At 69.0% G+C, this 22697-nt stretch carries 23 protein-coding genes and 2 pseudogenes; 16 read left to right on the top strand and 9 right to left on the bottom strand.

All coding sequences use genetic code 11. The features are described 5' to 3' along the window. Positions 1–195 precede the first annotated feature (195 nt). Genes TNCT6_RS37980 through TNCT6_RS37970 form a run of 3 tightly spaced genes read left to right on the top strand, consistent with a single transcriptional unit; the run spans position 196 to position 2677 of the window. Complete coding sequence (locus TNCT6_RS37980) at positions 196–1044, top strand: transporter substrate-binding domain-containing protein (RefSeq protein ID WP_141367944.1); 849 nt, start codon at positions 196–198, stop codon at positions 1042–1044. Continuing rightward, positions 1041–1886 carry an amino acid ABC transporter permease gene (locus tag TNCT6_RS37975; RefSeq protein ID WP_141367700.1) on the top strand — a complete coding sequence of 282 codons (846 nt, stop codon included), beginning with the start codon at positions 1041–1043 and terminating at the stop codon, positions 1884–1886. Before TNCT6_RS37980 ends, TNCT6_RS37975 begins: the two co-directional genes overlap by 4 nt. Beyond that, entirely contained in the window at positions 1883–2677 is a 795-nt protein-coding gene (locus TNCT6_RS37970; RefSeq protein ID WP_141367699.1) for an amino acid ABC transporter ATP-binding protein, read from the top strand. Before TNCT6_RS37975 ends, TNCT6_RS37970 begins: the two co-directional genes overlap by 4 nt. 166 nt (positions 2678–2843) lie before the next feature. Here TNCT6_RS37970 and TNCT6_RS37960 read toward each other — a convergent pair whose 3' ends face one another. Beyond that, the gene (locus tag TNCT6_RS37960; protein ID WP_141367698.1) at positions 2844–4040 is read right to left on the bottom strand and encodes an erythromycin esterase family protein; all 1197 of its coding nucleotides are present in this window, start codon (positions 4038–4040) and stop codon (positions 2844–2846) included. 58 nt (positions 4041–4098) lie between these two features. On the opposite strand from TNCT6_RS37960, the gene TNCT6_RS37955 reads away from it, so the two are divergent. Further along, on the top strand, positions 4099–4830 hold the full coding sequence (locus TNCT6_RS37955) for a TioE family transcriptional regulator (RefSeq protein ID WP_141367697.1): 732 nt from the start codon (positions 4099–4101) through the stop codon (positions 4828–4830). Between the two features lie 185 nt (positions 4831–5015). Here the strand turns inward: TNCT6_RS37955 and TNCT6_RS37950 are convergent, their stop codons facing one another. Then, positions 5016–5996: a zinc-dependent alcohol dehydrogenase family protein gene (locus TNCT6_RS37950; protein ID WP_141367696.1), complete on the bottom strand. Its 981-nt coding sequence runs from the start codon at positions 5994–5996 to the stop codon at positions 5016–5018. A gap of 100 nt (positions 5997–6096) precedes the next feature. Here TNCT6_RS37950 and TNCT6_RS37945 point away from each other — a divergent pair, with 100 nt between their 5' ends. Then, positions 6097–6276: a hypothetical protein gene (locus tag TNCT6_RS37945; protein WP_141367695.1), complete on the top strand. Its 180-nt coding sequence runs from the start codon at positions 6097–6099 to the stop codon at positions 6274–6276. 118 nt (positions 6277–6394) lie between these two features. Here the strand turns inward: TNCT6_RS37945 and TNCT6_RS37940 are convergent, their stop codons facing one another. Together TNCT6_RS37940 and TNCT6_RS37935 are read right to left on the bottom strand one after the other, a co-directional pair. Further along, the gene (locus TNCT6_RS37940) at positions 6395–7162 is read right to left on the bottom strand and encodes an alpha/beta fold hydrolase (protein ID WP_141367694.1); all 768 of its coding nucleotides are present in this window, start codon (positions 7160–7162) and stop codon (positions 6395–6397) included. Between the two features lie 210 nt (positions 7163–7372). Next, positions 7373–7747 carry a hypothetical protein gene (locus TNCT6_RS37935; protein ID WP_141367693.1) on the bottom strand — a complete coding sequence of 125 codons (375 nt, stop codon included), beginning with the start codon at positions 7745–7747 and terminating at the stop codon, positions 7373–7375. Between the two features lie 101 nt (positions 7748–7848). On the opposite strand from TNCT6_RS37935, the gene sigJ reads away from it, so the two are divergent. The 9 genes and pseudogenes from sigJ to TNCT6_RS37895 all read left to right on the top strand — a co-directional run bounded on the left by sigJ (position 7849) and on the right by TNCT6_RS37895 (position 16867). Next, the gene (gene sigJ, locus TNCT6_RS37930) at positions 7849–8766 is read left to right on the top strand and encodes an RNA polymerase sigma factor SigJ (RefSeq protein WP_141367692.1); all 918 of its coding nucleotides are present in this window, start codon (positions 7849–7851) and stop codon (positions 8764–8766) included. A gap of 28 nt (positions 8767–8794) precedes the next feature. Further along, positions 8795–8917 (top strand): annotated as a pseudogene (locus tag TNCT6_RS41515) (GNAT family N-acetyltransferase); the annotation flags it as partial. A 269-nt stretch (positions 8918–9186) separates the two neighbouring features. Then, complete coding sequence (locus TNCT6_RS37920) at positions 9187–9648, top strand: GNAT family N-acetyltransferase (protein ID WP_141367943.1); 462 nt, start codon at positions 9187–9189, stop codon at positions 9646–9648. Between the two features lie 229 nt (positions 9649–9877). Then, positions 9878–11194 carry an acyltransferase gene (locus TNCT6_RS37915; protein ID WP_141367691.1) on the top strand — a complete coding sequence of 439 codons (1317 nt, stop codon included), beginning with the start codon at positions 9878–9880 and terminating at the stop codon, positions 11192–11194. Positions 11195–11861: 667 nt separating this feature from the next. Then, positions 11862–12449, top strand: a complete 588-nt coding sequence (locus tag TNCT6_RS37910) for a hypothetical protein (RefSeq protein WP_253266530.1) — start codon at positions 11862–11864, stop codon at positions 12447–12449. Between the two features lie 554 nt (positions 12450–13003). Then, positions 13004–13144, top strand: a complete 141-nt coding sequence (locus tag TNCT6_RS40340) for a hypothetical protein (protein WP_172633302.1) — start codon at positions 13004–13006, stop codon at positions 13142–13144. Further along, positions 13141–14136 carry a BtrH N-terminal domain-containing protein gene (locus TNCT6_RS37905; RefSeq protein ID WP_141367690.1) on the top strand — a complete coding sequence of 332 codons (996 nt, stop codon included), beginning with the start codon at positions 13141–13143 and terminating at the stop codon, positions 14134–14136. The genes TNCT6_RS40340 and TNCT6_RS37905 overlap by 4 nt, the downstream gene beginning before the upstream one ends. Positions 14137–15380: 1244 nt before the next feature. Beyond that, complete coding sequence (locus tag TNCT6_RS37900) at positions 15381–15938, top strand: hypothetical protein (RefSeq protein ID WP_253266529.1); 558 nt, start codon at positions 15381–15383, stop codon at positions 15936–15938. 446 nt (positions 15939–16384) lie between these two features. Next, on the top strand, positions 16385–16867 hold the full coding sequence (locus tag TNCT6_RS37895) for a hypothetical protein (protein ID WP_141367689.1): 483 nt from the start codon (positions 16385–16387) through the stop codon (positions 16865–16867). A gap of 140 nt (positions 16868–17007) precedes the next feature. On the opposite strand, the gene TNCT6_RS41510 is transcribed toward TNCT6_RS37895, so the two are convergent. From TNCT6_RS41510 to TNCT6_RS37870, 5 genes are read right to left on the bottom strand one after another with little or no spacing between them, the layout of a single operon-like run. Beyond that, on the bottom strand, positions 17008–17229 hold the full coding sequence (locus TNCT6_RS41510) for a ParA family protein (RefSeq protein ID WP_141367688.1): 222 nt from the start codon (positions 17227–17229) through the stop codon (positions 17008–17010). A gap of 20 nt (positions 17230–17249) precedes the next feature. Beyond that, positions 17250–18647, bottom strand: a complete 1398-nt coding sequence (locus TNCT6_RS37885; protein WP_141367687.1) for an NAD(P)/FAD-dependent oxidoreductase — start codon at positions 18645–18647, stop codon at positions 17250–17252. After that, complete coding sequence (locus TNCT6_RS37880; RefSeq protein WP_141367686.1) at positions 18640–19827, bottom strand: MAB_1171c family putative transporter; 1188 nt, start codon at positions 19825–19827, stop codon at positions 18640–18642. The genes TNCT6_RS37885 and TNCT6_RS37880 overlap by 8 nt, the downstream gene beginning before the upstream one ends. Continuing rightward, complete coding sequence (locus tag TNCT6_RS37875; RefSeq protein WP_141367685.1) at positions 19827–20438, bottom strand: toxin; 612 nt, start codon at positions 20436–20438, stop codon at positions 19827–19829. Before TNCT6_RS37875 ends, TNCT6_RS37880 begins: the two co-directional genes overlap by 1 nt. Then, the gene (locus tag TNCT6_RS37870; RefSeq protein ID WP_253266528.1) at positions 20435–21040 is read right to left on the bottom strand and encodes a hypothetical protein; all 606 of its coding nucleotides are present in this window, start codon (positions 21038–21040) and stop codon (positions 20435–20437) included. Before TNCT6_RS37870 ends, TNCT6_RS37875 begins: the two co-directional genes overlap by 4 nt. 378 nt (positions 21041–21418) lie before the next feature. Here TNCT6_RS37870 and TNCT6_RS37865 point away from each other — a divergent pair, with 378 nt between their 5' ends. After that, positions 21419–22096, top strand: coding sequence for a bifunctional 2-polyprenyl-6-hydroxyphenol methylase/3-demethylubiquinol 3-O-methyltransferase UbiG (locus tag TNCT6_RS37865; protein ID WP_141367683.1), 678 nt, complete (start codon positions 21419–21421; stop codon positions 22094–22096). A gap of 105 nt (positions 22097–22201) precedes the next feature. After that, a pseudogene (locus TNCT6_RS41505) lies at positions 22202–22615 on the top strand (kinase); the annotation flags it as partial. Positions 22616–22697: the final 82 nt, after the last annotated feature.

Raw genomic sequence — 22697 nt, 5'->3', positions numbered from 1 at the left:
TCGCCAAGGGCCAGTCGCCAGTCGGCGAAGCACGGACGGAGTCGAGGGTAACCAGCAGGACCCTTTCCTCATCCGGCCGTTGACGTCCCGGAGGGCGATACGCGCCCGGAATCACCTATGTCTCAGGTTCTTTTTGAGAGGGTCAAAGATCTCCTTATAATCTGCATGCGCATGTCCCCCACAGAGAGGTCCCCCGTGAACACGCTCCTCGGACGCCGGGTCCGCATCCTGGCCGCCATCACCGCGACGGCCGGGGCGGTGCTCATGGCAGGCTGCACGTCGAGCGGCAGCGGCGGCACGGGCAAGTCGGCCGATGGCGGGGTCGACCTCGTCAAGGCGGGCCGGCTCACGACCTGCACGCATCTGCCCTACCCGCCCTTCCAGTCGGAGATCGACGGCAAGGTCCAAGGCTTCGACGTCTCCCTGATCGACCTGGTCGCCAAGGACCTCGGGGTGAAGCAGCAGATCCTCGACACGCCCTTCGAGAACTTCAAGACCGGCGCGTTCCTCAACTCCGGCGAGTGCGATCTGGCCGCCGCGGGCATGACCATCACCGCCGAGCGCAAGAAGAACGTCGACTTCTCCGCCCCGTACTTCGACGCGACCCAGGCCGTCCTGGTCGACAAGAAGAGCGGCATCACGTCCCTGGCCGATGTGAAGGCCAAGGGCAGGAAGCTCGGTGCCCAGGCGCAGACCACCGGGGAGGACTATGTGCGGGGGCAGGGCTTCGACCCCGTCTCCTTCGAGTCCTCCGACGCCGTCCTCAACGGCCTGCGCACCGGACAGGTCCAGGCGATCGTCATCGACTACCCGGTGGTCCAGGGCTGGCTCAAGGACAAGCCCAACGCCGACGCCTTCAAGGTGGTCGGCAACCTCGACACCGGTGAGCAGTACGGCTTCACGGTGAAGAAGGGCAACTCCCAACTCCTCGCCGCGGTCAACAAGGCGATCAAGGACGCGAAGGCCGACGGCACCTACAAGAAGCTGTACGAGCAGTGGATCGGCCCGTACACCCCGTCCGCCGCCTCGCCGTCCGCCTCATGAGCGACACCACCGGCACCGCCGGCGCCGAGGTCCCGCCCCGTAGAAGACGTCTGACCCGGAGCCGGCGGCGCACGCTCTCGCGCGGCGTCCAGTACGCCGTCTTCGTCGCCGCCGTGATCGCCTTCGCGGCCACGGCCGACTGGGGCCGACTGCAAAACCAGTTCGCGCAGGCGGACATCGCGCGGCGGATGTTCCCGGACGTCATCACCCTGGCGCTGAAGAACACCGTGCTGTTCACCCTGACCGGCTTCGTCGTCGGCCTGGTCCTCGGCATGGTCATCGCGCTGATGCGGCTGTCGTCCGTGGGCCCCTACCGCTGGGTCGCCGGGGTCTACATCGAGATCTTCCGCGGTCTGCCCGCCCTGCTGATCTTCATCTTCGTCGGTGTGGCCGTGCCACTGGCCTTCCCCGGCACGGAGATCATCGGGGGAACATACGGCAAGGTGGCCCTCGCGCTCGGACTGGTCTCGGCCGCGTACATGGCGGAGACGATCCGCGCGGGCATCCAGGCCGTGCCCAAGGGACAGATGGAGGCGGCCCGTTCACTGGGCTTCTCGCCGGCCCGGGCGATGATCTCCATCATCGTTCCGCAGGCGTTCCGGATCATCCTCCCGCCGCTCACCAACGAACTGGTCCTGCTCTTCAAGGACTCCTCGCTGGTGCTGTTCCTCGGCGTCACGTTGGAGGAGCGTGAACTGTCCAAGTTCGGCCGGGATCTGGCCAGCCAGACCGCCAACTCCACACCGATCCTGGTCGCGGGCCTGTGCTATCTGCTGGTCACGATCCCGCTCGGATTCGTGGTGCGCCGCATGGAGGCCAAGGCCCAGGGAGCCGTCAAGTGAGCATTGCCCCCGAGATACTCGTCCGCGGCCTGCACAAGTCCTTCGGGGACAACGAGGTGCTGCGCGGCATCGACCTGGAGATCGGCCAGGGTGAGGTGGTCTGTGTCATCGGCCCCTCCGGCTCCGGCAAGTCGACCCTGCTGCGCTGTGTGAACCTCCTGGAGGAGCCCACCGAGGGCCAGGTCTTCGTCGGCGGCACCGAGGTGACCGACCCCGATGTGGACATCGACGCCGTACGCCGCCGTATCGGCATGGTGTTCCAGCAGTTCAACCTCTTCCCGCACCTCACGGTGACCGAGAACCTCACACTGCCGCAGCGCCGGGTCCTCGGTCGGGGCAAGGCGCGGGCCGCGGAGATCGCCGCCGAGAACCTGGAACGCGTGGGCCTGTCCGAGAAGGCGGATGCCTATCCCTCCTCCCTCTCCGGCGGTCAGCAGCAGCGCGTCGCCATCGCCCGCGCGCTCGCCATGGGCCCCGAGGTGATGCTCTTCGACGAGCCCACCTCCGCGCTCGACCCCGAGCTGGTGGGCGACGTCCTCGCCGTGATGCGCATGCTCGCCGACGAGGGCATGACGATGATGGTCGTCACCCATGAGATGAGCTTCGCGCGGGAGGTCGCCGACCGGGTCGTCTTCATGGACGGCGGGGTGATCGTCGAGGACGGCACACCGGACCGGGTCATCGGGAACCCCGCTCACGAACGCACCCGGCACTTTCTGTCCCGGCTCCTGGACCCCGCGAAGGCACAGGTCGAGGAGGAGAAAGCGGGCCGGGCGGGTGAGAGCGGGTAGCACCGAATCAAGGTGCGGTACATGAGCGATCGCGCGGTGCCGCACGTGAAGGGACGGATGCGCGTCTCACCGCAGCGGGTCCGCGACGAGCCGCGGGTGGTCGGCGGCCGGATCTCGTACGACCGGCCCGTCGGCGCCCGTGCCATCCGTAGCCGTAGCGCTCTGTCTACGGGACGTCCCTGACGAACACGATCGCGTCGCTGTCCGCCAGTTGGGCCGGGTCGAGTGGGGAGTAGCCGAACCAGGGGGATACGCGGGGCGCGGGCGGGGTGTCGCCGAGGACGGTGGCCAGCCGCGGGGCGTCGATGACGCAGCGGTCCTCCGGGAGCGCGTACAGAAGCCCTTCGACGGTGTCCGCGGACGGGGCGTCCACGCCCTGGTGCCGGATGGTGCCGAGAGCCGTGGCCACGAAGGCGTACTCCTCACCGAGTTGGGCGCTCACCAGCGCACCGGCGCTCCACCACTCCACCGGCCCCTGCCACATCCGCATCGTGCTCTTCTCCCGCTGGAGGTGGGAGTTGTGGGCGTGGACGAGTGCCGGGCCGCGAGCGGCAACGGCAAGGAGGTTGTGGGCCATCATCACATCCCGCAGCGCACACAGCCGCGTCATGCGGGCCGGTGAGGTGTCGGCCATCCAGTGGTGATAGCGCAGCAGGCCGGTGGCGGTGCGCCCGTAAAGGCGTGCCCGGTCCCAGTCGTCCTGCGAGGTCGCCGCGAGCAGGTGGGGTGTCTGCGCGTCGAACAGCGCCGCCAGATCGTCGGCGAGCAGCCGTAGCTGCTTGGCCTCGGCCGACTGCCCCACGGAGTGGGCCGGTTCCATCATCGCGGCGGGATTGGTCCACCGGTCGTCGGCGCCGAGCAGGCGGTCGAGTGTTTCCGCGGTGCAGGGGAGCAGGTCCGCGTCCACCCGAACCGAGAGGTAGGTGTGGAGTGCGGTGAGGGCCTGCCGGGGGCTCGCGGCGCCGGTGATTTCCAGCGGGCCGTCGAAACCGGCGAAGCGGAGCCGTTCGGACGCGGGCCGGCCGTCGTTGTAGGCGCGCATCCAGCGCACCAGCTCGCGGTTGGCCTCAAAGGTGCCCCAGCCGTGGCTGAATCCGCGTTCCATGGCCTCGTCGAGGGTGCCCGTTCCCGTGGTGACGTGGTCGTCAACGACCAGACCCTTCAGGCAGTCGCTCTCGATCGCGATCGTCCGGTACCCCTCCTGCTCGACGAGTTCCTGGAAGAGCTCGTTGCGCAGGGTGAGCAGAGCGTCCTCGCCGTGGGTGGGCTCGCCCAGGGCGAGCAGCCGCGGCCGGGCCGGGAGCAGCCTCATGACGGCCGCCGCCTCGACGGCATGGGCGGTGTCCTTGATGTCGGTAACCATGCCTTCAACGGTATCGTCGAACTCTCGATTGAAACTTTTCCTCGATATCGTCGGCTCCATGGGGAGAAACTCTCAAAACGGCGAGCGGCTCAGGCCGGTTGATCTGGCACGCGGGCACGGTCTGTCCACGCAGGCGATCAGGAACTACGAGGAAGCCGGTATCCTCCCGGCCGCCGGTCGCACACCCCACGGCTACCGCACCTATACCTCGCTGCACGCGGGGGCCCTGCGCGCGTTTGTCGCCCTGGTGCCCGGCCACGGCCACCGGACGGCGACGTCGATCATGCGGGCGGTGAACGAGGGCGCGGCCGACGAGGCGTTCCGTCTCATCGACGAGAGCCACGCACAGCTCCTCGACGACCGGCGGACCCTCCGAGCCGTGGAGAACGCCCTCCGTGACCTGGAGCCCACCACGGCGTCCGAGCAGGCCACGGTGTCCGGGCCCGGCGGCACGTTCATCGGACCGCTGGCGGAAAAGCTCGGCATCCGGCCAGCGACGCTGCGTGCTTGGGAACGTGCCGGGCTGGTGCGCCCACGCCGCGACCCGCGGACCGGGTACCGCGTCTACGACGAGGCCGACGTACGGGACGCCCGGCTGGCCCACCAACTCAGGCGCGGCGGCTACCTGCTGGAGCAGATCGCCCCGCTGATCGCCCAGGTGCGGGCGGCCGGCGGGCTGGAGCCACTGGAGGCCGCACTGAGCGACTGGCACGGCCGGCTGTCCGCCCGCGGGCGGGCGATGCTGACCGGGGCCGCCGAGCTGGAGGCGTACCTGCGCAAGCACGGATGAGACTACGGCCGTCAGGTGAAGAGAGACTCCCAGGGCAGACGTACTCTGGCGTGCCATGTTGCAGGGACGGTCTTGGCCCTGTCGTCCATCTCCGGACTAGGGAGGTCAAGTCCACCCAGGCTCTCGTGCGTTGCGCGCCCGGGTGCTTCCGCCTGGAACGGCGCCGACCGGGAATGCCCCGGTTGTCACCTCTGCGGCTCGATAAGGATTTTCCCTGCGGGTCCGGCTGCCGGGTCTTTGAGGTGGCCGGCGAGTTCGCTGAGCCCGATGCGTTTCCCGACGGCCGTGCGCAGGCGTCCGCGGCGCAGGTTCTCGAAGACCGGCGCGAAGAGCCCGGACAGGTGCTGTCCGCCGTCCTTCTGAACGGTGTCGCGCAGACGGAAGAGTTCCACGCGTACGTCCCTGCGGCCGTTGAGGCACTCCACCGAGAGCGGCGTTCCCGACAGCAGGCCGTAGTGGACGAACACGCCACCGCCGGCCGTCAGCGTGAACACCTCTTCGCCCACGCCGCCACCGACGCAGTCGAAGGCCACATCGACGCCGTGGGGGCCGATCGCCGACCGCAGCTGTTCGCGCCACCCGGGCTCGTTCGTCCGGATCACGGCCCGCCACCGGGACGGCTCGGCCACAGTCCGCCCCGGCGTTCCCCGCACGACCCCGATCGGTGTGACACCGCGATCGGTCAGGAGTTCCGCCAGGTGTCGCCCGATGGCCGATGTCGCCGCTGTGACCACCACATTCCGCACGCCCGGCCGACAGAACCGCTCGACCATCATGACGGCGGTCAGGGGGTTGACGTAGGCGAAGCAGGCGACCTCATCGGGAAGATCGTCCGGCACAGGAACACACCAGGAATGGTCGAGTCGCTTGTACTGCTGCCGGGCCCCAGCAGACCCCAGCGGCAGGACACGCCGGCCCACCGCCGCAGCGGGCACCCCCGGACCGGCAGCGTCGATCACACCCACGCCCTCGAACCCCGGGACCATGGGAAACGAAGTCCGCGAACCGTAGGCACCCGAGACAGTGATCTCGTCCGAGGGGTTGACGGTCGACGCGACCATGCGCACCACGACCTCCCCCGTGCCAGGAGCCGCAGGCCCGTCCACGTCACGCAGCGTCAGGACCTCGGCGAGCGGTCCGGGCGAACCGGCAACGGCAGCCAGCACCAACAGCCTCCCTACCGTGTGCACCCGTCAGAACACCTCATCCTACGAACGAACCTCGACGGCACGAACTCAACCGTTCGGGGTGCGCATGCTCGTCCTGGTGTCGAGCATTCCCGGAGAGGGACCCGAGAGCTACCACGCGGGCGATCCGCCCTACGGCGAGAGCCCTTCCGGGGCCGCCCGCGACGCCCTCGAGGAAGGACGCCAGAGCGTCGAGCGGGCGCTGCCGCGAGCCCGGGGCCCCGAGTGCAGCGGCGCCGGACGACCGCGCACAGCGTGAAGGGCGGGCCGTACCGGACCCGCGACCGCGCCGCGTATTCGTCGCCACACACGGGGAGCCCGTGCAGCCCTGTTCACGTCACGCTCTGCCCCCGCGGACGGCCAGCCTATTGCTGGTGTCAGTCCGCCAGCGCCGCCGCGGTGGCGCGGGCGAAGCCTTCCGGATTGTCCAGCATGATGTTGTGCCCGCAGTCCGGGATCGGGACCACGGCCACCCCGGCTTCGGTGAGCGCGCCAGTACCCGGGAGCGGGCCGTCGGCCTCGGGCAGCAGGTAGGTGCGGGGAATTTTCAGGTCCAGCAGGAGCTCGCGCATGGTGGGGACGGTGCCGCGGGTGAGGTGGACCGCGCTGCGATGCAGTGCCTCCCGGCCGGCCAGGCGCATCGTGGACCACCAGTGGGAACCGGCCCGGTCACGGATGTCTTCCCGGCCGCCCGCCAGGAACTCCTGCTCGGAATACGCGGCGATGCCGCTGCTGCCCGCGGAGGTGGGGCTGGGCGGGATCGGGTCGAGGTTGGCGTCGACCAGGACCAGGCGGGAGACCAGCTGGGGGTGCCGGGTGGCCAGGACGATGGCCACCGAGCCGCCCATGCTGTGCGCGATCACCTCGGCGCCGGCGACACCGGCGGAGGTCAGGGCCGCGGCGAGGGCATCGGCGTGCGATTCCAGCGTGTAGTCGAAGCCCGTGGGCCGATCGCTGATGCCGTGCCCGAGCAAGTCGATCAGCAGTGAACGGCGGCCGGCCGGCAGAGCATGGACCGCGACCTCCGTGAAGTAGGCCGGCGCCGTGGCACCCAGGCCATGGACGTAGACGCGTGACGGTTCGTGCCCCGTCAGCTCGACCCAGCGGATCCGGTCCCCCTCGGGCGTCACGGCGGCGTTGCGCACAGTCTGCTCCCTCCACTCCGGACCGACGGAGAGACGGAGAGACGGAGAGACGGAGAGACGGAGAGACGGAGAGACGGAGAGACGGAGAGACGGAGAGACGAGGGTAGCCACCGGAGCTCGACGCATAACCACCGCCCCCAGCGCAGGATCCTGCGCGAGCACCGGAAGTCTCAGGCATCGGTCGTGACGCCTCACTTGATTTCGTTCACATCACCGTTGGCGCCGGGCCAGCGCCAGCACGCTCAGACCGAACATCAAGACACCCAGGGGGAGATGGACCGACGGGACGTGCGCGATGCCGAGGACGACCTGGACCGAGGCGAGTACGAGGAAACCTGACGCGTGCCAGATCGGCCGGGGCGAGCCGCCGCCCGGCTTCCAGGCCAGCACCGCCGCGAGCACGTACAGCATCGACGCCCCGTACATCACACGGGCTCCGACACTGTGGAGCGTCTCTCCGTAGGACGAGGTCAGCACCAGTCCGGCGGAGACCGCCTGAAGGAAGATGGTCAGGGTCTGCAGGGCGATCGCGATCTGCAGGAACGAGGGGCTGCGCTTTGCGTTCGCCGTCACCTGAGTGGCCATGTCGCAGTTCTCTTTTCCGCCCTCGGGCAGTAGATCGATAAGGTCTCACCAGGCCGACGACACAGGCCTGCGAAAGGTAAGGCGAGGGGGCGGCCGAAAGCATGGGGACTGTCGGGACCAGCACAAATGACATAACCGGTGAACGACGCCAACTGATCAATGTCGCTTACCGTTTGCTCGGTTCGGTGACCGAGGCCGAGGACGCAGTACAGGATGCCTACGCACGCTGGTACGGACTGCCACGTAGCCGGCAGGAGGAGATCCTGTCCCCCGGCGCCTGGCTGACGACGGTGACCAGCCGCATCTGCCTGGACGTGCTCGGCTCGGCGCGTGCCCGCCGTGAACGCTACGTCGGCGCGTGGCTGCCCGAGCCGCTGCCCGACCGCACCGAGTGGGACCACGCGGGCGGCGCCGGCCCCACCGGCCCGGCAGACCCCGCCGACCAGATCGTCCTGGACGAGTCGGTGGCCATGGCCTTCCTCGTCGTCCTGGAGTCGATGACGCCCGCCGAGCGAGTGGCGTTCGTCCTGCACGACGTCTTCCGGTACCCGTTCGCCGAGATCGCCGACGCTCTCGGCCGGACCCCTGCGGCCTGCAAGCAGTTGGCAGCCTCCGCCAGGCGGCGGGTGAGCGTCGCACGCGCTCCGGTGACGACGACCGGCCAGGCCGACGTGGTGAGGCACGTCAAAGAGGCATGGGAGACCAAGGACATCGCAGCCCTCGTCGGTCTCCTCAACCCGGCCGCCGTGATGACCGCCGACGGCGGCGGCTTGGCCGGCACCGTCCTGCGCCCGGTCGAGGGCGGGGCGCGCATCGCCCAGTACATGGTCGCCATTGCCGAGAAGGCTCCGGGGCTCGAACTCCTGGAGCGGTCGGTCAACGGTGCGCCGGGCCTGGTGGCCCAACGTGCCGGCGTCGTCTTGACCGTAGCCTCGTTCGCCGTCTTCGACGGGCGCGTCACCCGGATCTGGGCAGTCCGCAACCCGGAGAAGCTGCGGCCGTGGGCGCGGGAAGGCTAGGGACGTCTTGCCGATCACTGGTGGAGCGAAGGTGCCCCCGCCGCGCCCTGGTCTTTTCGTATTCGATCTCGACGGAGCGATGATCGGCGTGATCACGCTCGATCGGCGCGACGCAGAGCGTCCGGGTCACGTCCGGCATGGTACTGGCGACGAGGTCGGCAGCGGCAACTGCATCGACGTTCCCACGCACGGCTCCTGCCATCGGTGTCTCCGACGGAGGCAGCATTCCAGTCGCCGCTGACATCGCTCATGGGGCGAGGAGGGACGCGTGCGAAGCAGCGTGCGCGTATCGAAAGTGGTTGGTTGTGGCTCTGCGACCTGTGCTTCCATACCGAAGTGGACATCGCGAACTCCGGGGCTGGTGTGGAACGGTCAGATCTCCGGATCCGGCCGAGGGCTGACAGCGCTGTCGAGATGTGTGTGCGGGTTCTCGAGGAAGTCCATCAATGTGATGGTTACCCGGTGAACTGGCCCGACCAGCCTGATGAGTGGCTGTCGCAGGCTTCCCTGCTGGAGGCCTGGGTCGCTGAACTTGGCGGCCGTCTCGTTGGCCACGTCAGCTTGTCCCGCAACAGTGAAGGCGATCTGGCCCCCGGCTTGTGGAGCGAGCGGAACGGGACGGCCAAGGCCCTGACCGCAGTGGTCAGCCGGCTGTTCGTCGCCCCGCAGGCCAGGGGGTACGGCATCGGTGCACTGCTGGTCGGCCAAGCCGTGGAGGGGGCACGACGTCGTGGCCTGCATCCGGTGCTCGACGTCGTGGCATCCGATACCGCCGCAGCAGCCCTGTACGAGCGGCTGGGCTGGGAACTGATGGCCACGGTCGAGCAACGATGGGGCCCGTCTCAACTGGTGACCATTCACTGTTATGCGGCGGCATCGTGAAGTGGCCGGTCACAGCCACTCGTTGACGCACTCGACCGCGTGCCGAGCCTCGCAGTCCCCCGGGGCGACCTTCGACGGACGGCCACCACAGGACGCCGGGGTTCGAGAGATGGCCACGGTGTGTGCCGAGCCGCCGTTCGGTGGTGGAGTGTGTCGTATCGGGCACGGAATGGTTGCGGCGCGGAGTTCTCGCGGCGTGGAGGTCGGGCTTCGGGCAGCATGACGAGGCATGGGCAGAGACCGTTACGTCGACTTCTTGCGCGCGTGGGCGATCGTCCTGGTGGTGCTCGGCCACTGGCTGATCACCGGCCTGGTCAGGGAGAGCGACGGACGGATCACCGCGCCTGAGCTGTTGGCGACAGTTCCTTGGACTCAGTGGCTCACTCTGGGCTTTCAGATCATGCCGCTGTTTTTCCTGGCCGGCGGCCACGCCGCGGGGGGCTCCTGGTCGCGGGCCCGCGCGGCGGGTGGTTCCGCGACTGGCTGGGTGGGGCAGCGTGCCTTGCGGCTGTTGCTTCCGACGGGCGCCTACAGCGGTCTTGTGCTGCTCGCCGTCGGCATCTGTGCGGCGGTCGGTGTGGACCCGGGCACGCTTGCACTCGTGGGCTGGGCGATGGCCATGCAGTTCTGGTTCCTGCCGGTGTACTTGTTGCTCAGCGCCCTGACGCCGCTGCTGCACGCGGCGCACCGGCGATGGGGTCTGCGCGTTGCCATCGTCATGGGCACGGTAGCCGCGGCCGTTGACGCGCTGGTGGTGACGGTGCACGCTCCGTATGTCGGGCTGGCTGACTACGTGCTCGTGTGGGGTGTGGCCTATCAGTTGGGCTTCTGCTGGCGGGACGGTCTGCTGACTCGTCGTCGGCTGTTGCCGGCCGCGATGGCGGTGGGCGGTGGGGCGGCTTTCGCGGTGCTGATCGCTCTCGGGCCGTTCCCGGTCAGTCTGATCTTTGTGACTGGGCAGGCGCCCAGCAATACCGACCCACCGTCGGTGGCGATGCTGGCATGGGTAGTGGCCCAGACCGGCGTGTGTCTTCTCGTCGCGCCGACTGTGCGGAGGCTTCTGGACCGCGAGTGGGTGTGGCGTCTGGTGCAGCCGGTCGGTGGTGCGAGCATGACGCTGTATCTGTGGCACATGCTGCCGGTGCTGATCGTGGCCGCCGCGTTCTACCTGACCGCCCTCGCACCTGAGCCCGCCTTCGGGTCCGCTGGATGGTGGGCGCTGCGGGTGCCGTGGCTGCTGGTGCTCGGGCTCGTTCTCGCCGGCTTGGTGGCGGCGCTGCGACCGCTGGAGCGGAATCTGGCCGCACTGTACGAACGGACGCGTCCGGACGCCGACCGGCGCCGCTCCTGGATGCCATGGCTCGGCCTCGCCGCGAGCGTCGCCGCCCTGTCCCGCTTCGCCGTGCGGGGTTTCGCGTACGACGGGCGGTTCCCGTTCCTGCTCTCGCTGGGCCTGGCCCTGGGCATCGGTCTGTTGCTGCTGCCTGGCCGGACAGCACCGGATCATCCCGCGCAGCACGAGGACGCCCTGGAGGAGGCTGCCTGAGCCGGGGCACGGGGACCCCCTGTATCCGGGGTCTCAGCCGGTGGTTGCCCCGAGCTTTGTCGACGACGGCGAGTGGGAGGCGGCCACGGACGCCGTGACATCCTCGCGAGCCAGGGCCTGCGGGGCACCCTGCCGACCGCGCACCGCCGCCGGATCGGCAGCTGGGTGGCGATGTGACCTGCGCCGATACCGCGGGCTGGACGGATCGCGCGAGCACGCCCCGACCGGGTGAGGGGGCGTCATGGGGCCCGGGCTTTGGGGCTCTCACCCTCTTGGGACGGTGGCCCGGTCCACACCGGATGACGGCCGGACTGGGCGTAAGGCCCTGACAAGGCGGGGTTGCCGTGATCCGGTACGTGGCCAGCTTGTCCCGAGATCTGATGTCGTCCGCGGCGGCATATCCAGGCGACCCGCTGCCGCATGGGTGAGCAGGCGTCAGAGATCACCTTGAAGGCCTAATGCCTCATCAATCTCTCTGATATTTGAAGAAAATTGACGACTCATCAGCAATCGGTGAGCCGGGCCTGGGGGTGCTCTGGGTACCCCGTTCGGCTCCCCCGCGCCAGCCCTTCCGATGCGCCCGAAATGACAGCTTTGGGGGTGGTCATTAACTTCAATCACACGTCGGCTTTCACAGCCGGCCCCTCAGAGAGAGGAGCAAGACATCATGATCATGACCCGTTCCACCGCCGTCACGGCGGCCATCTCCGCCGCTTCCGCACTCGCCGCGACCGGCATCACCTACGCCGCCGCCACCCCCGCATCGGTTCCCCAGATGGCCCCGGCCGTCGCCCAGCAGGCACTCGCTCCGGACTACGCCCCGATGGGCGGCGAGGGCGGACAGGGCAAGGGCAACGAGGGCGGCGGCCGCGGCGGCGAAGGCGGCGAGCGCGGCGAGGGTGGTGAGCGCGGCGAGCACGGCAAGCGCCGCCACCACGAGATCGGCAGGATCTTCATCAACGAGCGGACGTACTCCGCCGCCCCGGACGGCTGCATCACCGTGGTGAGCGGCCTGGGCTCCAAGAGCCTCAACGTCCGCAACGAGAGCAAGCGGACCGTCGAGGTCTTCCGCGGCGCGACCTGCGACAACGGCGCGCCCCTCGCCACCGTCGGCCCCCGCAGCGAAGCCAACGGCGTCAAGGTGCACCACACCAAGGGCGTCCACGTCAAGGACGGAATCGTGGCCAGCATCCGAGTCGTCGGTCACCACAAGGGCGACTTCGACTTCGACGACTTCGGCTTCGACGAGTTCTAAACCCAACCGCATCAAGCGAACCATCTAGAATCCCGGCCCGCCGCAATCGGGCCGGGATTCTGGTCTCCGTCCCCCGGGCACCGGCACGTGGCGCCCACACCCGACCGCTGCTTCACGGTCCACGCGCCTTTCACGCCATACTAAAACCGGCCCGAAGGCAGTGCGAGGCTGCCCGCGCCGGCCACCTCCCGCCTCATCGGTGCACCTCCAAGCAGACTCCCGCTGGAACACACCCCGTTGGCGGTGTTCTCCCATAGCGTCCACCGCTCTCCCCCGCGGCGCCCGGGTGAGCCCGAACGGGTGACCAAAGGCGAAAGCCGCACACCCGGTGCCCCTCCCCCGGCCCCCGCAGGTCGCTGCCGACCGGGGAGCCGGCCTGGGCCGGTCATGATCGAACGGACCACGCGGCAGTGACCGCCCAGCGGGCTGGGCTTCAGACAGCGGCCCGGCCAGGGCCTGCGCCCGCCGTGCGATCCGGACGCTCCAAGCGATGACGACGGCGAAGAGACGTAGGGGGCCTGGGGGCAATGAATACAGCGTTGGACTCTCCCACGGTGGGAGAGTCCACCATGATGGCGTGCAAGACGAACGACGAACTGCCCGTACTTGAGGCCTATCTCGTCGGGCCGGCAGAGGCACCACAAGAAGAACTGATGGCCCGGCTGATCATCTCCATCCAGGAAAGCATGGCATGACCACGGTGATAGACATTGATGCCCGCGGTACGCAGCACTGTGAGACGACAGCTCTGGGGGTACTGCTGCGACACCAGGGACTCGATCTGACCGAGCCCATGCTCTTCGGCCTCGGTTCCGGTCTGTCCTTCATCTACTGGGACAGCAAGAACATGGGCTTCCCCTTCCTCGGGGGACGGGTCAGGCCTTTCGACCTCACCAGAAACCTGGCCACCAGACTCGGGCTGGAGCTCCTGGTCCAGGAGACCACCTCCCCTCGCAAGGCTTGGGAGAACGTGGTGGCCCCCATCGACGCCGGCCACCCCGTCGGACTGCAGCTCGACAGCTACCACCTGGACTACTTCACCTCGAAGGTGCACTTCGGCGGCCATGTTGTCGCCATGTACGGCTACGACGACCGCGACGCCTACCTGGTGGACACCGACCAGCAAGGCGGAACGGTATCCACCGCCCTGACCAGCCTCGCCCAGGCCAGGGCCGCACGCGGCCCGATGACCGCCAAGCACCGGTCATTCACCCTCACCGCTCCGAGGAACCTGCCCTCCCCACAGGGCCAGATCATTCCCGCCATCACCGCCTGCGCCGACGCATTCCTCAACCCGCCCATCGCCAACCTCGGCCACCGAGGCATCGAAAAGGCCGGCGAGCGGGTACGCACATGGCTCCAGCGAACCGACAGCCCGCAGCGGGACCTACCGCAGGCCGCCCTCCTGATGGAGAAGGCCGGCACCGGTGGCGCCCTGTTCCGTAACCTCTACCGCGACTTCCTGGCCGAATGCACCGAACAGTTCGACAGCAGCCACCTGCGCACCGGCCACGGGCTGTACGCCGAGGCAGCCACCCTGTGGACGGAAGTCGCAGCACTGATGACCAAAGCCGGCGAATCAGGCAATGCGCAGTTCCTGGCACAGGCAGGCCTCATCCTCCGCGAACTGTCACGCATGGAGCACGAGGCCATGCAGGCGCTGAGCTGTCTGGGAGGCGGCCCCTGAGCCGCCAGGCCATCTTCGTCGGCGGCGGCAGCAACGGCTCCAGCCGCTCCTCCTGGTCGTCTGTCAGATCCCCACGAGCCACCTTGAGATCACTCCACGACCTTGATCAACATCTGGAACAGACCCTCCTTCCAGTAATGACGAGTTGGCCGGAGGCGGCCGAGACAGACACTGTCCGCCACCGCATCAGCGACCCGTCCTCGCCGCCTCCGGCAGGCGGATGCTGTGTCCGTGGCCACCGTGCCGGCCCACCGGGGCCGCCGGCCCCCCGAAAGGGGCAGGATCTGGCCGGGCGGGTGCGCCATCTGTAGGTTCAGGCTTTGCACAGCGGCAGCGCGGTTCTCATTCGGCGGCTCCTACACCTGCAAGCCCCACGCCCTTGCGGGGAGGCGATGCGGGAGCTTTTGACCTCCTGGCAGATGTGGCATCCCATCAGCCCCGGCCGCCCCGACGGTGGCCCTGGCCGACACTCGCGGACATCGCCCCGCACACCGTGGTGTGGCTGAACGAAGCCCCCCGCTCCTCGACCCGGACCCGCTCCCGCGAAGAGGGATGCGGCAGGCCTGCCAAGCCCGCCCGCGACCCGAACCCCGGTGCTGGCGCCGGCCGCCTTGCGGCCCAAGCACTGGCGGACCCTGACGGCCCGTGGCCCCGGATCGGCATGCTCACGCCCGCCGACCGCCGCACAGTCATGAGATCGAGGTGCCGGACGCGTTCACCGGCGGGCGCCGACCTGGCCGCGCTCACCGGCACCGCCGACGCCGACGCCCGCCGGGTGAGGGGTCGTCATCGGCCCGGCCTTCGGGCCCTTCGGACCCTCACCCCCTTGACCACAGCATGATGGCCCAGCCCCCCACCGGACGGCGGACGGCAGACGGCGGACGGCGGACGGCACAAGGCCCTGGCGGGGCAGGGCCTACTCGATCCGGCCCGTGACCCGTCCTCCCCGAAATCCGGTGAGTCTTTCGGGCCGGTAATTCCAGGCGACCCGCTGCCGCACGGGTGATCAGGCATCAGAGATCACCTTGAAGGCCTAATCCCTCATCAATCTGCCCAGGATTTGCGAGAGATTGACGCGCCGTCAGCAGTGGGAGAAACGGGCCTCCGGGTGCTCCGGGTACCCCGTTCGGCTCTCTCACACCAGTCGTACCGATATGCCCGAAATGACAGCTTTGGCGGCGATCAGTACGTTCATTCACACACCGGCTTCCAAAGCCGGCCTCTCTCAGAAGGAGCAAGACACCATGATCATGACCCGTTCCAAGGTCGTTACCGCGGCCGTCTCCGCCGCTGCCGCACTCGCCGTGACCGGCATCACCTACGCCACGGCCGCCCCCGCTCCCGAGGCGGCTCCGGCCGTCGTCCAGCAGGCCCCCGCCCCGGCCTACGCCCCGTTGGGCGGCGAGTCCGGACAGGGCAAGGGCAACGAGGGCGGCGGCCGCGGCGGCGAAGGCGGCGAGCGCGGCGAGGGTGGCGAGCGCGGCGAGGGTGGCAAGCGCCACCACGAGATCGGCAGGATCTTCATCAACGAGCGGTCGTTCTCCGCCCACCCCGACGGCTGCATCACCGTGGTGAGCGGCCTGGGCTCCAAGAGCTTCAACATCCGCAACGACAGCAAGCGGACCGTCGAGTTCTTCCGCGGCGCGACCTGCGACAACGGCGCCCCCGTCGCCACCGTCGGCCCCCACAGCGAAGCCAACGGCGTCAAGGTGCACCACACCGAGGGCATCCACGTCAAGGACGGAGTGGTGGGCAGCTTCCGGGTGGTCAAGCGCCACCACGGTGAAGACTTCGACTACTAAACCCAACCGCACCATGAGCACCATATAGAACCCCGGCCCGCCGTAATCGGGCCGGGGTTCTGGCCTCACACCCCCAGGGCACCCGGTACGCGGCGCCCACCTGCCCTTTGCCCAACGGTCCACGCACCTTGCACGCGCCCCAAAACCCGCCAGAAAGCGCCGCGAGGCCGCCCACTCCGACGTCCTCCCCCACACCGGTTCACCCCCAAGGGGATTCCCGCTGGAACACACTCGGGTCGGCGGCGTTCCCCAGCAGCGGTCGCCGGCCCCCGCCGCGGCAGCCGGGTGAGCCCGAACGAGTGACGAAAGCGCGGAACCCGCACATCCAGTACGACTCCCGCCACCTGGCCCGTGATCGAAAGCCAAGCACATGGCGCCAGGGCAAAGCGGCAAGCCACGCGACCACAGGGCACATTCCGCACCCAAGACACCACGGGGTGACTCCTATGAACAACCGCCTGGTGGAGGACTCGAGCGACGACAGCTACGTCATGGACGTCCTCGACATCACATGCACCCCGGCACTGCCACGCCTCGGAGACCAAGTCCGCTGGGACATGGAGTGCCACCTCAAAGAGACGGTCGACCTGACCCAGGTCACCTGCCGGGTCATCATGAAGATCGGCCCCATGAAAATACTGGAAAAGAGCTACAAGCTGCCCGACCTGCTGACAAGCATGGGCACCAGCCTGTCGGGGGACGCCCAACCACCCGCCGGACCGTGGAAACAGACCTGGAACCTCCACATTCCCCAGACCGTCCCCGTCGCCAGACACCGACTCCACCTACGGGCCCACACAGCGGACGGCAAGAACTTCCTCGCCCTCGACATCCCCGTCGCCTTCAGCCACAGATGGACCACCACCAGCGACAACATCGGCTCACCCAGCCACCACGAATTCGACAGGGACCTCAGCCGGGCAGTGTGATCAAAGCCCCCACTCCCTGCACGCACCACCAACAGCAGCACGGCCCGCAACCTCACGAAACCCGTCTGCGTCATTCCGGTCGTGGAGGCAAGCAACATGGCCGCCGGTGGCCAAGCGGACTCACCGCGCTGCACTGGAGGTTAGTTCACCGGCTCGCGCGGAGTGAGCCGCGGGAGTCGGCGCCGGCGTACATGCATGGGCTGCCCGTACGCGGCCAGCGTTCCGGCGAGGTTCGTGATCGTCGTCCTCTTGCCGACGCCGCCCTTCTGGTTGCACATCACGATGGTGCGGGTCACCGTGCCCGGCTGAAGGAACGGGAGGGCCCCGTACGTCACTCGTACGGGGCCCAGTGGCTTGCCCAATCGGGCGAAGTTGATCTCGGTTAGGGGTTGGCGGCGGACCGCTCGTCGTCGGTGAGGGGCGGCTTGGACAGGAACGGCCGCTTCGGTCCGAGCAGCATCGGGACGAGCATGTCCGGGGAGAGCAGGCGGGTTGCCGGTTTCTCCATGCTCATGACGTCCAGGAGGGCGCCGAGCGCGCGCGGGTTGCGGGCGCCGGTGGCCACTGCCCGGTCGACGAACGCGGCGAGGTAGCGCTCCACGGCGGTGGGCGGGGTGGCGCTGGCGCCGGGGTAGAACGCGTCTTGGCCGACGGCCAGGTCCCAGGCGGCGGCGACGGGCCGGGCCGCGACGCGCTGGAGACGGCGCGCGAGCCCAGGAGCCGTGACCGGGGTGGTGCGCAGGACGTCGCGGACGGCGAGGGCGCCCTGAGCGGCGACGGTGAGGCCGTGGCCATAGACGGGGTTGTATCCGGCGATGGCGTCGCCGAGGACGGTGAACCCGTCGGGCCAGTGGGCGAGTTTCTCGTAGTAGCGGCGGTGGTTGGCGGTGCTGCGTGTGGTGGCGACGTCGCCGAGCGGCTCGGCGGTCTTGAGAAGCTCCCCGATGACAGGGTCGCCCAGGCCGAGCGCGAAGTCGACGAACGCATCCGGGTCGCTAGTGGGCTCGCCGCCGCGAGTGCCGGAGAGCGTGACAACCCAACGGCCGCCCTCCACGGGCAGGATGATTCCGCCCTGGCCGGGAGCCTTCGCCGGGTTCGCCTGGACGTTGACGAGGGGGAAGTCCGTGTCGGCGGTGGTGCCCGGAGCGCGGTAGATGCGGGTGGCGTAGGCGACTCCGGCGTTGACTTCTCGCTCGGTGACGCGGGGCAGGCCGAGATCTTCGAGCCACTGGGGGGCGCGGGACCCGCGGCCGGAGGCGTCGATGACGAGGTCGGCGGTGAGGACGGACGTGTCGTCGCCCGTGCGGACCTGGACGCCGGTGACGCGGTCGGCGTCGCCCACGAGGGCGAGAGCGGTGGTGTCCTGACGGAGGGTGATCCGCTCGTCGGCGAGGACGTGCCGGCGCAGCACGGCGTCGAGGAGGTCGCGGGAGCTGACGAGGTTGCGGTGGTGCGTCGACGTGAAACGGCGGAACCACACCTCGTTGGGGGCTCGGGAGACCATGTCGCCCATGATGTGGACCAGGCGGCCGCCCTCGGCGACGACGCTGTCCACGACGCCGGGCACGAGGTCGTTGACAGCGCGTACGCCGCCGCTCCACACCAGGTGAGCATGCCGGGCTTGAGGAACGCCGCGGCGGGGCTCGGGGCCGTCGGGCAGGGTGTCCCGCTCGAGGAGGGTGACGTCGGCGTGTTCGGTGAGTGCCGCAGCGGCGAAAAGACCCGCGGCGCTGGCGCCGATGACGATGGCGGTAGGTCTGCCGGTGGCTGTGTCAGGCATGTGCGGTCACGCTCTCTGTGCTGGTCACCCGCTGGCGGATGCTGCCGATGAGGCGGGGGCGGTACAGGGCCCGGGAGACGGCGTCGATGTGGTCGGCGATGTCGGTTGCGGCCTGCGGGGGTTGGCCGCTGCTGGTGGGGGTCTCGTTGCGGTACGCGTCGGTCGCGGCCTGGATGGCGACGGCCCCGGCGATCCCGTGGGCCTCGTCGGCGCGGTGGGCGGCCGCGACCGCCTCGTACGCCTGCCGGTAGAGGACCTGGTCGAGGTAGGGGGCGAGCAGGCGCAGCGCGTCATGGATGCGCTGCCGGCGCTGCATCAGCCGCAGATCGAGCGGGGCCCAGAAGCGGAGCCGGACGGCGACCGCGGCGGGTTTGACGACGCGGACCACGCGCCACAGGGACCGAAGTCGCCAGTAGTCACGCTGGTCCCGGCTCCACCGTTGCAGGACAGGCCCGGCCTGCGGGGCGATGAACCCGAGGGCGACCAGGATGGCCTCGATCAGCGCGAAGGGGGGCGCGGCCTTGGTGCTGAGAGCGTCGAGGTCGACGCCGAACCAGCGGGCGCCCACCGCGATCAGCTTGGTGACGTCGAAGAGCAGCCCGGAGGCGAACCCGAGCTGTAGGAAGATCACGTCGGTCTTCAGCCACCGGTTGGTGACTTCGGGCAGCCATCGCCACAGCATGTAGGTGGCGACCAGGGACGACACCATGTGCGCGAGCAGGTACAGCAGGATGTGCTCGCGCATCCATGGCGTGCCGGCGTAGTAGGTGTCGAGGTCGTAGATACGGGGTTCGGGGGCGTCGGCCAGGAGGAACGTCGCCCAGAGGCCGACGCCGACGGCCGCGTAGATCCAGTAGATGCGGATCATCCGCCGCCGCCGGCCTTCGGAGGGTGCTTCCCGCCACCGGATGATCATGGTCAGGCCGGTCGCGTTGAACGCGGTGAGGAACGAGTACGCCCATGGCGCCGCGATGTTCGGGACGCCGGTCAGCACGTTGAGCCGGTGAATGTTGATCGGGGTGATCACGATGAGCACGGCCGTGGCCCAGGTCAGCAGCAGGGTGGTTGCCCTGACGTCGGGGTCGCGCCAGGCCCGGAAGAAGGTCGGCGCCTTGAAGGTGAGCGCGATGGCGAGCAGAACGGTGGGGAGAAGGTACGGGACGTGGAAGTGAGGGCTCATCAGAGAAGGCGTCCACCCCGGTTCAGCAGCGACAGGTTCAGACGGCCCTCCACGGTGGTCGCGCTGACCGGGCTCTCCGCGTACCGGCCGGTCACCCACGTGCGGACCTCACGGCCGAAGAGCAGGCCGAAGGTCTCGGCGTCCACTTCGTGACTGTCGACCGAGTCGGATCGGGCTGCGACGGTCAGGAGGGCGTCCCGTGGGACTTCCTCCGTGGTGAGGATCTCCTCGACCGCTCGCTGCACGGCTTCGGGCGCCTCGCTGGTGGTGGCGCGGGCCACCGCGTTCATCCCGGCGACGTGGTGACCGCAGTCGCCGTTCTCCTCGTGCCACAGCTCGTGCCCGAGGATGACGAGCTGGGCCTCGGGGTGCATGCTCTGCTCGACCACGATGACGGAGCGCTCACCGAAGTCGATCCTCATGCCGGAGACCGGGACGGGCAGATCCGCGGGGAACGCGCGGAAGGCCAGTTGGATGGGGCGGCCCGTGCGCGCGCTCATGGCCTGGCAGAACGCGTTCATGACGGCCCTCGGTTCGTCCGGCCGCTGGATGGCCTTGGAGGCTTCCCTGCCGAGGGCGGTGAGCAGAGACTTCATGGCGCGGGTACTCATCGGCCGTTGTCCTCCTGTGGGGGCATGACGGACTTGATGACGCCGGCGAGGAGCGTCTCGAGCTGCTCGGCGGTCGGGCTTCCGTGGTGGCGCATGTCTGTGGCGACGACGCCGTACTTCTTCAGCAGGGCCTGGACGTGGTCCTGTTCGGGGTGCTCGTACTTGTCCAGGGTCGGCAGGAGTGCCCGGTTGAGGGCGCCGGGGGCCTCGTCGGTGAAGAACGCTTCTCTCGCGTCCCTGAGGTCGAAGAACTTCACCAGGTCGTGGAGGAGTTCGGCGGAGGGAACCTTCTTGCCGTCGATGATCTGTCGGGCCCGGGCCTCGGAGATGCCGCACCGCCGGTGCACGGCGGCGACCAGCTCGGACTTTCGTCCCCCGGTCCGGGCCAGGTGGGCGTCGGCGAGAGTTCTCCCACGTGCGCAGACCCGTTCATCCACCTCTTCTTGGGGTGGTGTTCCGCCGGCGAGGAGCGTGCGGACGGTGTTTTCCGGCAGAGCCGCCTTCCCTGCCGGCCGGCGCGGGTCGAGGAGTTCCGCACGGCTCAGCTGCTGATCTTCGATGAGCGCGTCTAATCGCTGAAGCGTCTCGGGGAGGGATGACATGGGCTTCACCGATGCTCTCCCGGTTCTCATCAGTTGTGGTGTGGCGTGCAGCCTATGCGGACGATGCCCGTCGTACAAACGATCGTTTCAGCGCGGATAACGATCGTTGGCTGCTGATGCGGGAGCCTTGTAACCGGCTCTTGATCCAGTCGGCCGTGATCGTGACGAGGTCCGCTCCGATCTCGGTCTGCCGAAGCGACTGCTGCCTGCCAGAGCACTACCTTCAACCGGCGTCGCAACCGTCCGGGGGACCTTGCCCAGCACGAGACCGGTATCGCGGTCAACGCCAAGCCGTTGATCACGGCCCGGCTCCGCTGCCCGGCCCAGCCGCGTCTCGCACTGGGCTGCTGTTGTGGCACGCATTGGGCGGGTGCGACGATGCAGGCCGGCGAGCGAAGGGACACCGACGTGAGGCACGAAGACCAACGGCCCTCTGCCGCTGTGCTGTTCGACGCGCTGGGCCCCGCCTACGAGAAGGCGTTCGCCCATGCCCCCGCACACCTGTCCGCGCTGGAGTGGCTGATCGAGCGGCTGCCGCCCGCTGCGCGGACACTGGACGTGGGCAGCGGCACCGGGCGACCCACCGCGGCCGCGCTCATCGCTGCAGGGCACTCGGTGCTGGGCGTCGATGTCTCTCCCGTCATGGTCGAACTCGCCGCCCGTCAGGTCCCCGAGGCCGAGTTCCGGTGCGGCGACATCCGTGATCTCCCGATCGAGGCGGACTCGTTCGACGGCGTGTGCGTGTTCTTCTCGCTGCTGCAGATGACCCGCGCCGAACAGTCGGCCCTGATCCGGCGGCTGGCCCTGGCCCTGAGGCCCGGCGGGCATCTGGTGCTGGCCACCGTGCCCGCGGACGTGGAGGACGTCGAGGTGGTCTTCATGGGCCGGCCGGTCCGCGCGACGAGTTTCGCGGAGGAGGACGTCACCGGCATGGTGGAGGCGGCGGGGCTGACGGTGCTGTCCCGGCACAGCACCGTCTTCACCCCGGACCACCCCGGCGCCGGGCCCGACCCCCACCTCTACCTGTACTGCCGCCGCGACGAGAGCGGGCGCTGACGCTCAGGGGTTTCCACCAGAAGGTCACCGCCCTCTGCCTGCTGGATCCGGCCCACAGCAAGCCACGTGACCGCACCGGCCTGCCGATCTCGGTGGGCATGCACCCTGCGCCGCGTCGTGCTGCGCGAACGCGACCGGCCCGGCGCGGCCAACATCGGCCTGATCGGCATGACAGCTCGCTACGCGCTGGACGCCGGATTCCACACGGTCGTCGAGGGAATCCTGTATGCCGACCGTTACGGCGCGATGCTTGAGGACCTCGTTCGCGACCACCGGGGCACCTCTCGCTGCTACTACCTGGACGTGCCGCTCCAGGAGACGCTCGTTCGGCATGCAACGAAGCCGGACCCGGCATACCTGGTCCAGGTCACCGACCAGCACCTGCGTGATGGGTACCGCGAGCGGGACCTGCTGCGCAGCGGGACCGAGACCCTCATCGACTCCAGCGGCACCCTCAGCGAGACCGTGGAGCGGATCACGCGCGAGACCGGCCTGGACCGGGTGCCGGCCATCGACCGCAGAAGAACTTCTCGACCGGGCCGGCTTCGCCCACGACCACAAGGACCCCAGGAAGATCACCGCGAGAAGGGGCACGGCGACC

The organism is Streptomyces sp. 6-11-2, from assembly GCF_006540305.1.
In the GTDB taxonomy this organism is placed as follows: domain Bacteria; phylum Actinomycetota; class Actinomycetes; order Streptomycetales; family Streptomycetaceae; genus Streptomyces.
Note: the sequence above shows the minus strand (reverse complement) of the source record. Positions and strands in the feature narration are given on the sequence as shown.

Excerpts from the sequence above, each read along its gene's own strand:
- TNCT6_RS37880 (WP_141367686.1), bottom strand. The coding sequence starts at position 19,827 with ATGAGCCCTCACTTCCACGTCCCGTACCTTCTCCCCACCGTTCTGCTC.
- TNCT6_RS37910 (WP_253266530.1), top strand. The coding sequence starts at position 11,862 with ATGATCATGACCCGTTCCACCGCCGTCACGGCGGCCATCTCCGCCGCT.
- TNCT6_RS37885 (WP_141367687.1), bottom strand. The coding sequence starts at position 18,647 with ATGCCTGACACAGCCACCGGCAGACCTACCGCCATCGTCATCGGCGCC.
- TNCT6_RS37875 (WP_141367685.1), bottom strand. The coding sequence starts at position 20,438 with ATGAGTACCCGCGCCATGAAGTCTCTGCTCACCGCCCTCGGCAGGGAA.
- TNCT6_RS37895 (WP_141367689.1), top strand. The coding sequence starts at position 16,385 with ATGAACAACCGCCTGGTGGAGGACTCGAGCGACGACAGCTACGTCATG.
- TNCT6_RS37915 (WP_141367691.1), top strand. The coding sequence starts at position 9,878 with ATGGGCAGAGACCGTTACGTCGACTTCTTGCGCGCGTGGGCGATCGTC.
- TNCT6_RS37870 (WP_253266528.1), bottom strand. The coding sequence starts at position 21,040 with ATGTCATCCCTCCCCGAGACGCTTCAGCGATTAGACGCGCTCATCGAA.
- TNCT6_RS37960 (WP_141367698.1), bottom strand. The coding sequence starts at position 4,040 with ATGGTTACCGACATCAAGGACACCGCCCATGCCGTCGAGGCGGCGGCC.
- TNCT6_RS37900 (WP_253266529.1), top strand. The coding sequence starts at position 15,381 with ATGATCATGACCCGTTCCAAGGTCGTTACCGCGGCCGTCTCCGCCGCT.
- sigJ (WP_141367692.1), top strand. The coding sequence starts at position 7,849 with ATGGGGACTGTCGGGACCAGCACAAATGACATAACCGGTGAACGACGC.
- TNCT6_RS37955 (WP_141367697.1), top strand. The coding sequence starts at position 4,099 with ATGGGGAGAAACTCTCAAAACGGCGAGCGGCTCAGGCCGGTTGATCTG.
- TNCT6_RS37905 (WP_141367690.1), top strand. The coding sequence starts at position 13,141 with ATGACCACGGTGATAGACATTGATGCCCGCGGTACGCAGCACTGTGAG.
- TNCT6_RS37935 (WP_141367693.1), bottom strand. The coding sequence starts at position 7,747 with ATGGCCACTCAGGTGACGGCGAACGCAAAGCGCAGCCCCTCGTTCCTG.
- TNCT6_RS37865 (WP_141367683.1), top strand. The coding sequence starts at position 21,419 with ATGCAGGCCGGCGAGCGAAGGGACACCGACGTGAGGCACGAAGACCAA.
- TNCT6_RS37975 (WP_141367700.1), top strand. The coding sequence starts at position 1,041 with ATGAGCGACACCACCGGCACCGCCGGCGCCGAGGTCCCGCCCCGTAGA.